General features: G+C 57.5%; 10 protein-coding genes and 1 pseudogene. 8 read left to right on the top strand and 3 right to left on the bottom strand.

The genetic code is table 11. From position 1 onward, the window contains the following. The first annotated feature begins 91 nt into the window (after positions 1-91). Positions 92-1,312: a methyltransferase gene (locus tag G5332_RS15820; protein WP_421208485.1), complete on the top strand. Its 1,221-nt coding sequence runs from the start codon at positions 92-94 to the stop codon at positions 1,310-1,312. Positions 1,313-1,618: 306 nt separating this feature from the next. Next, positions 1,619-3,082, top strand: coding sequence for a chitinase (locus G5332_RS15825; RefSeq protein WP_227342829.1), 1,464 nt, complete (start codon positions 1,619-1,621; stop codon positions 3,080-3,082). A gap of 125 nt (positions 3,083-3,207) precedes the next feature. Here the strand turns inward: G5332_RS15825 and G5332_RS15830 are convergent, their stop codons facing one another. Further along, positions 3,208-3,762, bottom strand: coding sequence for a porin family protein (locus tag G5332_RS15830; RefSeq protein ID WP_227342831.1), 555 nt, complete (start codon positions 3,760-3,762; stop codon positions 3,208-3,210). A 328-nt stretch (positions 3,763-4,090) separates the two neighbouring features. Here G5332_RS15830 and G5332_RS15835 point away from each other — a divergent pair, with 328 nt between their 5' ends. Both G5332_RS15835 and G5332_RS15840 read left to right on the top strand, forming a co-directional pair. Then, a complete protein-coding gene (locus G5332_RS15835) occupies positions 4,091-4,501 on the top strand; it encodes a GFA family protein (protein ID WP_421223426.1) in 411 nt (136 codons plus the stop codon). Positions 4,502-4,536: 35 nt separating this feature from the next. Beyond that, positions 4,537-5,139: pseudogene (locus G5332_RS15840) on the top strand (histidine phosphatase family protein). 17 nt (positions 5,140-5,156) lie between these two features. On the opposite strand, the gene smrB reads toward G5332_RS15840, so the two are convergent. Continuing rightward, positions 5,157-5,681, bottom strand: a complete 525-nt coding sequence (gene smrB, locus G5332_RS15845) for an endonuclease SmrB (RefSeq protein WP_005333198.1) — start codon at positions 5,679-5,681, stop codon at positions 5,157-5,159. 82 nt (positions 5,682-5,763) lie between these two features. Here smrB and prmB point away from each other — a divergent pair, with 82 nt between their 5' ends. Both prmB and aroC read left to right on the top strand, forming a co-directional pair. After that, positions 5,764-6,699 carry a 50S ribosomal protein L3 N(5)-glutamine methyltransferase gene (prmB, locus tag G5332_RS15850; RefSeq protein WP_113739592.1) on the top strand — a complete coding sequence of 312 codons (936 nt, stop codon included), beginning with the start codon at positions 5,764-5,766 and terminating at the stop codon, positions 6,697-6,699. Between the two features lie 12 nt (positions 6,700-6,711). Further along, positions 6,712-7,800 (top strand): chorismate synthase, encoded by a 1,089-nt coding sequence (gene aroC, locus G5332_RS15855; protein ID WP_421204881.1) that lies wholly within the window; start codon positions 6,712-6,714, stop codon positions 7,798-7,800. A 125-nt stretch (positions 7,801-7,925) separates the two neighbouring features. On the opposite strand, the gene G5332_RS15860 is transcribed toward aroC, so the two are convergent. Beyond that, positions 7,926-8,735, bottom strand: a complete 810-nt coding sequence (locus G5332_RS15860; protein WP_106843347.1) for a substrate-binding periplasmic protein — start codon at positions 8,733-8,735, stop codon at positions 7,926-7,928. 358 nt (positions 8,736-9,093) lie between these two features. Here G5332_RS15860 and G5332_RS15865 point away from each other — a divergent pair, with 358 nt between their 5' ends. Further along, the gene (locus G5332_RS15865) at positions 9,094-10,500 is read left to right on the top strand and encodes a DEAD/DEAH box helicase (protein WP_421259498.1); all 1,407 of its coding nucleotides are present in this window, start codon (positions 9,094-9,096) and stop codon (positions 10,498-10,500) included. Between the two features lie 132 nt (positions 10,501-10,632). Then, a protein-coding gene (locus G5332_RS15870; protein ID WP_421311364.1) for an IS3 family transposase occupies positions 10,633-11,852 on the top strand; the annotation gives its coding sequence in 2 pieces (ribosomal slippage) (positions 10,633-10,981 and positions 10,981-11,852; 1,221 coding nt in all). Positions 11,853-11,912: the final 60 nt, after the last annotated feature.

Here is an 11,912-nt window from a genome sequence, read left to right on the forward strand (position 1 = left end):
CAGGTCTGCCCTGGCTCACAAGGTTGGCTGTGCTGTTGCGCGGCGCTGATCGTTTGGTATTGAGAGTGCAATTTGAAGCGGGATCGCTAGAATGAGCCTCCTTTTTGACTGCAAGGCAGGGGCATTCGTGCTGGCTCAACGTTTTCAACAACTGGATCGACTGCTCACCCGCTACCGACGCTGGTGGCAATATCAGCCATATCATCATTTGACCATGGCCTTTGCCGATGAGGTGCCCGAACTGGCAACGTTGCTCAATGGGCTGACGCTGACCCAGTTGGCGGAGTTCGATGCGGATATGGATGCCCTCAGCAGTCTGCTTGCCCCCTGGATTGCCGAGGGAGCCGAGCTGCAGCAACTCAGTCAGCTTGCCCCGTTTACCCCTGAGCCAATCATTTGCAGCAAGGAGATGGCGCTGCATATGCCGGGGCGCAAGCAGGCCCAGATCGAGTCGTTCACCGCCTGTCTGCCTGCCCATCAGGGCCCCTATCTGGAGTGGTGTGCTGGTAAGGGACATCTTGGGCGGCTGGTGTCACTTCATCGACAGGCTCCTATCCTCAGTCTGGAGTTGCAAGGACAGCTTTGTGACGAAGGTCGGCTGCTGGCCGAGCGGGATGGCGCCAATATGACCTTTACCTGCGCCGATGCCTTTGCCCCTGAATCGGCGGCGCTGATCGCCCCCGAACATCACGCTATGGCACTCCATGCCTGCGGCGAGCTCCACACCCATCTGCTGGAGCGGGTGGCCGAGCGCGGTGCCCGCGGAGTGACCATCTCTCCCTGTTGTTACCACCTGATCCGTACCAGCCACTATCGCTCGCTGTCGGCCGCGGCCAGCGCCAGCGAGCTGGTGTTGAGCAAAGCGGATCTCAAGTTGCCGCTACAGGAGACGGTCACCGGCGGTGCGCGGATCGCCCGCTTGCGTGAGCAGGAAGTGGTGTGGCGTCTCGGGTTTGACTGCCTGCAGCGTCAGGTGCGTGGCATAGATGAGTATCTGCCGGTGCCCAATATGCAAAAGAGCCTGCTGACCGGCACCTTCGAGGCATTCTGCGTTTGGGCTGCTGAACGCAAAGGGATTGTGCTGCCCGCCGGGCTCGACTATCCAGCCTGGTTGGAGCACGGGGAGCGTCGCTTTGGTGATGTCGCCCGCATGGAGCTGGTGCGTCATCTGTTTCGCCGTCCTCTCGAGATCTGGCTGGCGCTGGATCGCGCGCTCTTTTTGCAAGAGCAGGGTTATCGGGTCGAAGTGGGGGAGTTCTGTGCCAAACCCATGACGCCGCGCAATATCCTGATCCGTGCCGTGCGCGCCTGACAGCGAGCTCTTTGTGAGCGTTATTTGAACATTGTTGATGGCTGACTGGTGAAGCGGGTCAGCCATTTTTTTTGCCACGAATAATTAATTGGTGACAGATCATCTGATCGTCTTTCGCCTCCCCATACGGGTGGCAAAACAGGCCAAAATGGTCATCGTTTGAGTTCTTTTATGTCGTTTTAGCTGCGTTGAGTAGCACAAGGTGAAATGGTTCACAAATTACGCGCATTTCTTAATTTTCATCGTGAATTTAGTTGTTGGAACACCTACTCTTGGAGCGCATTAATTCAAACAAGGACGATAAACATGTTCAAACCCAAGCGTTGTGCCTGGCTTATCGCTGCCGCTTGCGTATTGCCCAGCTATGCCGTAATAAGTGCAACCATGAATATTCAACCCGATCCACAAAATGCGGGAGGATATGTGATTGCGGCCCCGGATCTGGCCGCGGTGGAAAAGGCCAAGACGGCCAACCCCATGTATACAATATGGGCCAAGGCACTGGCCACCCGGTCAAATAAAATAGTCGATGCCATTGAACCGGGTCTGGCAAGCAATCCTGACAACGTAAAACGGGTTGAACGGGTATTTCCCCAATCTGAATGGGAATATTTAACCCAGATGGCCGCGCCGGAATATACCTATGTCCGCTTCTTGCGGGCCATCGGTAAATTTCCTGCGTTCTGCGGCGAATATAACGACGGGCGCGATTCTGATGCGATCTGTAAAAAATCCATTGTGACGGCCTTTGCCCACTTCTCTCAGGAGACCGGCGGCCATATTGCCAAGGAGAACGTCTCCGATAACCCGCTGGGGCTGGAGGAGTGGCAACAGGCGCTAGTGCATGTGCGGGAGATGGGCTGGTCAGAGGGACAGACCGGTTATACCACCGGCTGTGGCCAGAACGACTGGCAGAACAAGAAGTGGCCCTGCAGTACCGGACAAGGTTACTTTGGCCGCGGCGCCAAGCAGCTTTCTTACCACTTCAACTACGGGGCCTTCTCCGAGGCGATGTTTGATGGCGATGCCTCAGTGCTGCTCAACAACCCGGGGCTGGTGGCGGACTCCTGGCTCAACCTCGCTTCTGCCATCTGGTTCTTCCTCACCCCGCAGGCCCCGAAACCGGCCATGCTGCACGTGATTGATCGCACCTGGGTACCCTCCAAACGGGAAGCTGACGCCGGTATCGGCTATGGCTTCGGTACCACCATCAACGTCATCAACGGCGGTATCGAGTGTGGTGAACAGAACAAGGACAAAGGGCAGCCGGTCAATCGCATCCGCTACTGGGAAGGGCTGGCCAACCACTACCAGATCCCGGTCAAGGCGGATGAGAAGAACACCTGCTGGCAGCAGACTCCCTATGGCAGCCTCAATCTCAACGGCGCTACCGACGTGCTCTACACCAACTGGGATGGCAACTGGAAGTACTATCCTGATCGCCCGGGCGGTTACTCCTTCGAGTGTGAGCTGGTGGGCTTCCAGACCGCTTATTCTGCGCTGGTGCCGGGTGATTACGAGAAGTGCGTGACCAACTTCTACGGTTCCCACGCCAACTGGCCGAAAGTGCGGATCGTCGCCAAGCTCGATCCTGCCCCGGTCGATCCGGTTGACCCGCCCATTGATGGCCAGCCTGCCTGGGAGGCCAGCAAGGTCTATACCGCGGGCAACAAGGTGAGCTACAAGGGCGCCGTCTATCAGGCCAAATGGTGGACGCAAGGGGATGATCCCGCCAAAGGTGGCCCCTGGGCTGTGGTGGTGACCAAATAAGGTTGCCGTTGGGATCATGGTCAATCACCATGATCTATCGGTAGTGGAAACAAGCAGGCAGCAGGGAGGAGATATCTCCCTGCTTTTTACCCGTTATCGGCCTGTTGTCGCCCCATCAGGCGGGATCAGAAACGGTAGTTGAGACCGACACTGACCCCTTTGACATCGAGTCGAGGCATGGGGATATATTGGTACTCCGCATTGAGTCCGATACCCGAATCAAAGCGATATTGCCAACCCGCAGCGCCATAAAAACCGACCCCGGAGTTGCTCTGATCTTCCTTGTTGATCGTGTATTCGACTCTGTGGGCGTTGGCACCCAGTTTGGCATAAAAGCTGTTGCCGGAAGAGACCGGGAATTGTGCATACAAGGCAGAGCGGATCCCTTTGTAATGGATATCTTTTACGTCATTGAGGGTTGCATCGAAGAGGGCGCTGACTACGCCACCGGTACCAAACAATATTCCTGAATCGATACCGATATAATCGTTGAACATATAACGGTAATAGAGATCGGCAGTCATATTGTCACCGCCATCGGCCTGATCCCCATTTTGTGCTTTGAATGACTGGGTGCCATAGCCAAGGGTGGCGCCGACGATATGGGGAGAGGGGGTTGCTATCGCCACGGAAGAGAAGATCGCCGTGGCAACCACCAGGGGTGTGAATAACTTCATCATGCAGGTTCCAATTAAATAGCGTGGAATATGGCTGCGACGAACAGATTTATATGGGCTCGGGTGAGCTTGTCTTATATTCGCAGGCCAGTAGTGAGTGGCAATATCTCATATTGTCAGCGGGATGAATAATCAGAGCCCCCATAACCGTTATGATGGGAGGTGAGAGTGGTTATCTTCTGTCTGAACAATGGTGAACTGTGTCAATACTATCTGAAACGGGCGCTGATAAATCGCAAATTTCATTGGTTTTCTGCACTAATCAACTTAGTGTAACGGGATGTTAGGCTGGCAATATATGCCTTCAAACGTGGACTGGATGGTAAACAAGATGGTGATTTCTCGTGACGGTATATTAGAGGGGGGTTGCCATTGTGGTGCAATCCGCTACAAGGTGCTAGCTGCTCCCTTTGCTACCGATTTTTGCCACTGCCGGGATTGTCAGCGCACGACCGGCGCTCCGGTCGGCGCCTGGATGGATTTTCGGGTGAAACAGGTGCAATGGCTATGCGGCGTATTGACTGAGTACGCCTCGTCGGAGGCGATTCGACGCGGCTTTTGTGCAACCTGTGGCGCCACCCTCAGCTATCGCAGCATTCAATACCCCGAGTACCTGACGCTGGCTATTGTCTCACTTGATAACCCCGAAACGGTCGCACCAACCTATCACATCCATACCGTCAGCCAGCTCTCCTGGTTGCCGATCCAGGACGATCATCCCCGTTATCCGAAAGGGAAGTAGTTTTGCGATATTCCACGTAGAAAGAGGAGTACACCATGGAGCTGATAGTGATCCGCCATGGAGAGACTCACGCCAACGCCGAGGGGCGCTATCAAGGGGCGTTGGATATCGGGCTCAACCAAGATGGCGCGTGGCATATATGCTGACTGGCCGATGAGATGGTGACCACACTGGCCCCGTTCGATCGGTTGCTGGCGTCGCCCCTGCTGCGAACAAGAGAGAGCGCCGCGATCTTCTCACGTCAGTTGGGCTTGCCTGTGGAACTTGCTCCGGACTTTCGTGAACGGCATGTCGGCCTGTTCGAGGGGCTGACGCAGGCAGAGGCGAGAACACGCTATCCCGAACTGCGGGCACGCAACATCACCCGGCGCTGGGCTGAAGCTCCTCCTGGTGGTGAAACCATTGATGAGGTGATAGCCCGGATCTCGCAGGGACTCACGGAACTTGCTTCGACCATGAAAGGAGAGCGGATACTGCTGGTGGCGCACGGTGTGGTCGCCAAGGTGATCCGAGCCCTAACGACCGCCGGATTTGATGACTTCTTCGCGTGGCAGTTGCCCAACGGCGGCATGCTGGTGGTCAATATTGACTCCTTTATATCACCATTGCGATTCAAGCGACCGGTTGGGCAGAGTTAGTTTGTGCGCTGCTTTTTCTACTCTTCGATATCCAGCAACACCAGAATGGCGCTGTCGCCGCCCCATTCGCGGGGAGCCTGATGGAAGGCGCGCACATTGGGGTGCTGGGCCAGCCAGCTGGGAATGCGCTGCTTGAGAATATGTTTGCCGATGCCGTGCATCACCGAGGCGACGTGAATGTTTTCTTTTTGGCAGAGGGTGAGCAGGGCGGCCAGCTCCTGTTTTGCCTGCTGCTGGTTCATGCCGTGCAGATCGAGATAGATCTCCGGCGGATAAATGCCCCGCTTGAGCTTTTTCAGCTCAAATTTTGACACATCTTCCCGCACGTAACGGGTCGGCCCATCGTCGTCAAGATGGGGCTGATACTCATCGCTGAAATAGTGGTCAACCCCAAGCTTTTCGCGGGTTTCGCGCAATTCGCGTTTCTGCTTGACCGGGCGTAACTCGGCCCTTATGGTATCTTGCTTGATTTTCCGGGTACCTTTTATCGCATCGCGGAACAGCAGGGTTTCCTCGTCTGTCGGTGAGGGCGTTTTTTTCATCAGATGCTCATGTATTAGGTATGCGTCTTGCCCGCTAGGTAAACGGGGCTCGGGCCGGATATTACTCGACTTGGAGGTGGATTTGGACAAGATATTTATCGATGAGGTGGTTGCCGAGATGCACACCATCCAGGACATGTTGCGTTGGGCCATGAGTCGTTTCAACGACGCCGGGATTTTTTACGGTCATGGAACCGACAACGCCTGGGATGAAGCTGTGCAGCTGGTACTGCCCGCGTTACATCTGCCACCGGATGTAGACCCGGCCATGCGCCACTCCCGTCTCACCAGCAGCGAGCGTCACCGTATTGCCGAGCTGATAATCCGCCGCGTACAGGAGCGGGTACCTGCCGCCTACCTGACCAACAAGGCCTGGTATGCAGGTTGGGAGTTCTACGTGGACGAGCGGGTGCTCATTCCCCGTTCCCCCATTGCCGAGATGGTGGCCAACCGTTTCGCGCCTTTCCTCAAACATGAACCGACCCGGATCATGGACCTGTGCACCGGCTCCGGCTGTATCGCCATCATCATGGCCCACGAGTTCCCGGAAGCGGAAGTGGATGCCATCGACATCAGCATCGATGCGCTGAACGTGGCCGAGCGCAACATCAACGATCACGGGTTGGAGCAGCAGGTCATTCCGATCCGCTCCGATCTGTTCCGCGATCTGCCCGCGGGTGACAAGTACGATCTCATCGTCTCCAATCCGCCCTATGTGGATTCCGAAGATATGTCGGATCTGCCGGAAGAGTTCCGTCACGAGCCAGAGCTGGCGCTGGCGTCCGGTTCCGATGGCCTCAAGCTGACCAAGCGTCTGCTGGCCCATGCGGCAGATTTCCTCAAGGATAACGGCGTGCTGGTGGTCGAAGTGGGCAACAGCATGATCCATCTGGAAGCCCAGTTCCCCGAGATCCCCTTTACCTGGGTTGAATTCGAAAACGGCGGGCACGGCGTCTTTGTGATGACCCGTGACGAGCTGGTGCAGTATCAGGATCATTTCGCCATCTACAAGAACTAAGCAGGAGCGCGCATGGCAGGGAACAGTTTTGGTCAACTCTTTCGGGTCACCACCTTTGGCGAGAGCCACGGCCTGGCGCTGGGCGCCGTGGTCGATGGTTGCCCGCCAGGGCTGGAGATAAGCGAAGCAGATCTGCAGGGAGATCTGGATCGGCGCAAGCCGGGCACCTCTCGCTACACCACGCCGCGCCGCGAGCCGGATGAGGTGAAGATCCTCTCCGGGGTGTTTGAGGGCAAGACCACCGGCACTTCCATCGGGCTCTTGATCGAGAACACCGATCAGCGTTCCAAGGACTACTCCGATATCAAGGATCTGTTCCGGCCGGGTCACGCTGATTACACCTACCACCAAAAGTATGGTCAGCGGGACTATCGTGGCGGTGGTCGCTCTTCTGCCCGCGAGACCGCGATGCGGGTGGCGGCGGGTGCCATTGCCAAGAAGTACCTGAAACAGGTGCACGGCATCGAGATCACCGGTTTCCTCTCCCAGCTCGGCCCCATCAAGGCCGAGGCGTTTGACGCGGCGCAGATTGAGCAGAACCCCTTCTTCTTCCCCGATGCGGGCAAGCTGGAAGCGCTCGATCAATATATGCGCGACCTGAAAAAAGAGGGCAACAGTATCGGTGCCAAGGTGCAGGTCATTGCGCGCAATGTGCCGGTGGGCCTGGGTGAGCCGGTGTTTGATCGTCTCGACGCCGACATTGCCCATGCCATGATGGGCATCAATGCGGTGAAAGGGGTGGAGATCGGTGATGGCTTTGCGGTGGTGGAGCAAAAAGGCTCCGAGCATCGCGACGAGATGACCCCGGCGGGCTTTGCCAGCAACCATGCGGGTGGCATTCTGGGCGGCATCTCGTCGGGTCAGGATATTGTGGTGAGCATGGCGCTCAAACCGACTTCCAGCATCACTGTGCCGGGCAAGACCATCAATACCGAAGGTGAGGCAATCGAGATGATCACCAAGGGGCGTCACGATCCCTGTGTCGGCATTCGCGCCGTGCCCATCGCCGAAGCCATGCTGGCGCTGGTGTTGATGGATCACCTGCTGCGCCATCGTGCCCAGAATCAGGGGGTGTTGACCCGTACCCCACAGCTGCGTTGATCGCTCTTGCTGCACATCGACTGATCGCACCCTGTTCAGGGTGCTGGTTCGTCAACCAAATCAAAGGCGACCTTCGGGTCGCCTTTGTTCTTATGCTCTGCGGTACTTCTATCACTCGTCGGTTATCAAGAGTGATCAGCGTCCTGCGGATCGGCATCGAGACGGCAGTTGGGGGGAGAGAACTTCCCATGGTGTTTGGGCATAGCGTGAATGGCCTCGTTGACCTTGAGGAGCTGCTCTTCGCTCATGCTGTTTTTGGCAAACATCAGGCTGACCGGCTGATGGTGCAGCAACAGCTGACAACTGATAAACCCCTCGGCGCCCAATTGGGAGAGCCGATAGCGTGCATATTGCCACTCCATAATGATGCCATCGAGACGGCGGGCCAGCAGCAGTTCGATTAGTCGATCATCGGCATTGTACTCGGTCGCCCCCTTGAGGGCAGGACACTCGTCCATTTGATGAATGGGGCGAGTACCGCGCAGTTTGCCAATTTTGAGATCCTTGTTGTGGCACAGTTTGGACAAGGTATCGAGCTTTCCCCAGCGATCCTGATGGCCTGGAATCGGGTTATTACTCAACAGCACATAGGCGCTCTGGCGATAGGGTGCAGAGAAGCGGGCATACTTCTGCCGCTCCGGTAGTGGTAGTGCGGCCATCGCCACATCCAGCTGATCGTGCTCCACCAGATGGAGTGCCCGCGCCCAGGGGATCTCACGAAATTTGGGGGCAAAGCCCGCCTGGGTGAGGATCTGGCGAGTCAGGCTGACATCCAGCCCGTCCAGCTCACCCCTGTTGTTGATTTGACTGAAGGGGGGCCAGTGGCTCCAGGCCACGGTCAGGGTCTGACTGGCCTGCAGGGAAGGGGTCAGCAAAAGCAGCAGCAGGCAGAGCTTGGCCTGCCAGTTGCCGTGGGGACGATATTGCGTGCTCATAGCTTAACCTCGTTATTCTGCTTTTTGTTCTCTGCTATCCCGTGCGCCTGCGACCCGCGCATCACGATGGCGGGACAGGTAATAAGTTGTCAGTTAATAGTGTGGTGCGTGCTTCACTGGTCAACGGGATTATTCGGTGGAGAGCAGAGGGCTTTTCTGTGCGTGCTGGGAGGAGCATCACATTTTTCTCGTTTATCCGGCACAACTCCGTTAGACTGCGCCCCTATTCTTTCCCCTTTGCTCTGCTCCCCGGGGAAATCGTTGTGTTCTCAACAGGCCCGAGTCTGGCGAGATGGCATCGGCTCAGCAGAGGAGCCCCATCCCGGATTGTCGGCGCCCCTATCCCTAGCAGGTAACTATGAGTTTTACTTCCCTCGGTCTGGCCGAACCCTTGTTGCGTGCCGTTGCCGAACAAGGCTACGACACCCCGTCTCCCATTCAGCAACAAGCGATCCCCGCCGTTCTGGCTGGCCGCGATCTGATGGCGGCGGCCCAAACAGGGACCGGCAAGACCGCAGGCTTTACCCTGCCGATGCTGCAACGTCTGATGGAGAGCAAGCGCAAGGTCTCTCCGAACCGCGTCCGTGCGCTGGTACTGACCCCGACGCGCGAGCTGGCCGCCCAGGTGGGCGAGAGCGTGCGCAACTATGGCAAGCATCTGCCCCTGCGCAGCCACGTGGTATTCGGTGGCGTGAGCATCAACCCGCAGATGATGGCGACTCGCCGTGGTCTGGACGTGCTGGTGGCCTGTCCTGGCCGTCTGATCGATCTCTACAACCAGAATGCCGTCAAGTTTGACGAAGTGGAGATCCTGGTACTGGACGAAGCGGATCGCATGCTCGACATGGGCTTTATCCGCGACATCCGCCGCATCCTGACCCTGCTGCCGAAGAAGCGCCAGAACCTGCTCTTCTCCGCCACCTTCGCCGATGAAATTCGCGAGCTGGCCACTGGCCTGCTGGACAACCCGGCTGTCATTGAAGTTGCCCCGCGCAACAGTACCGCCGAGCGTATCGAGCAGCTGGTGCACCCGTGCGACAAGGCCAACAAGATTGCCCTGCTGAGCCACCTGATCTCCAGCAACAACTGGCAGCAGGTGCTGGTCTTTACCCGTACCAAGCACATCGCCAACCGGGTTGCCGAGAAGCTTGAAAAAGACGGCATCAGTGCTGCCGCCATTCACGGCAACAAGAGCCAGGGCGCCCGTACCCGCGCGCTGGCCGGTTTCAAGGATGGCAGTGTGCGCGTGATGGTGGCGACCGACATCGCGGCCCGTGGCCTCGATATCGACAAGCTGCCGCAGGTAGTGAACTTCGAGCTGCCGAACGTGGCGGAAGATTACGTGCACCGTATCGGTCGTACCGGTCGTGCCGGCGCGGCCGGTCACGCCATCTCCCTGGTTGCGGCCGATGAAGGCAAACTGATCAAAGCCATCGAGCGTCTGACCAAGCAGAACATCCCCTGCGAGCAGGTGGCTGGTTTTGAAGCCTCCCGCGAGACCCTCGACAACATCGCCCGTGGTATCGGCGCGCCGCTGCGCAAAGAGCCGCGCGATCCGAGTGAGCTGCGCCGTGCGCCGCGTCAGCAAGGTCAAGGCCAGCGTCAAGGCGCCGGTCGCTCCGGCAATGGCGCCGGTGCTAACGGTGGTGGCAATCGCACTGGCAACGGCGGCAAGCCCAAGCCGCAAGGTGGTCAGCGTCCGGCTGAGGGCGCTGGCAAACCGGCTCAGGCCCGTCGTCCCCGTCGCGCCAGCCATAACCAGTAAGGGCAAGGAGAGCCACTCTCCCGCTCTGAACGGTTAAACGAAAAGCCCTGCCATATCGGCAGGGCTTTTCTATTTCTGCTGTCCCGTCCTGAATATGGTTTACACATTTCCCCCCAATAAATGGAGAACCCGATGGGACAAGGTGTGAAACGGACACAGCGCGATTACTCGCTGACTTTTAAACTGGCACTGGTCGAGCAGATTGAAAAAGGCGAGCTCACCTACAAACAGGCTCAGGTGCGTTATGGCATTCAGGGCCGCTCCACCGTTCTGGTATGGTTGCGTAAACATGGTCGGCAAGATTGGAGCCAGGGGGCTTCTGTGCGCGCCGGCAGGAGCATCACCATGCCTGACCCCGACAACCAGACGCCCGAACAGCGCATCAAGGAACTCGAGCAACAGCTGGCGCTGATGAGTCAGAAGGCCCAGTTCTTTGAGGCCGTCGTCGATGTACTGAAGAATGAATACGGCGTCTCCATCGTAAAAAAGCGACCCGGCAAGTCCTCTCGCAGCGGCAAGTAGAGAGGCTGACCATTGTCAGGGCTTGCCTGTTTCTGGGGATAAGCCGGCAGGCTTACTACAAGCGCAATCGGGTTGCAGACTTGCGCCATGCACAAGCGCTGCACGTGGTGCGCTACGTGCGCCAGGTACGATTACGCCAGCCACAGGTGGGTACCCGCAAGCTGCATTATCTGCTTCAGGGTCAGGATGATGCCTGGCTCAAGGTCGGGCGGGACAGGCTGTTTCGGATATTGGCCGAGTACCGCTTGCTGGTGCAGCCCAGGCGGGCGTATCACAAGACCACCCACAGTTTTCACCGTTTCTACCGTCATCCCAACTTGCTCAAGGCGGGGCCGGAGCAGGTCACGCCGGTGGCACCGGAGCATGTCTGGGTCGCCGACATCACCTATCTGCCAGCCAGGAGCGGGCCGCTGTACCTGAGCCTGGTGACGGATGCTTACTCACGCAAGATAGTGGGCCATCACGTGCACGAGGGGATGCACGCCGAGTCGGTAGCGATGGCGTTCAGGAAAGCGCTGAAGCAACGGCGTGGCGGCGGGGAGCTTATCCATTACTCAGACCGCGGAGTACAGTATTGTTCTGGCCTGTATCAGTCATTACATGAACGGTACGGGGTGAGATGCTCGATGACCGATGGTTATGACTGTTACCAGAATGCGTTGGCGGAACGGGTGAACGGGATTTTGAAGGGAGAGTTGTTGTTGCAAAGCCCACAGGACCTGGCGCAAGCGCGGGAAATGGTGCGTGAAGCTGTGGATATTTACAACGAGGAGCGGCCGCATCATGCGTTGAAATACAGAACCCCCGATGCGGTACATAGGGGGTTCTGAGTAGATAAATGCTAGTTGAAAATGTGTAAACCTATTTCAGGACTAGACATGCTTCTGCAG

The organism is Aeromonas sp. 603757 (assembly GCF_049171255.1).
Classification (GTDB): Bacteria; Pseudomonadota; Gammaproteobacteria; order Enterobacterales; family Aeromonadaceae; genus Aeromonas; species Aeromonas veronii_A.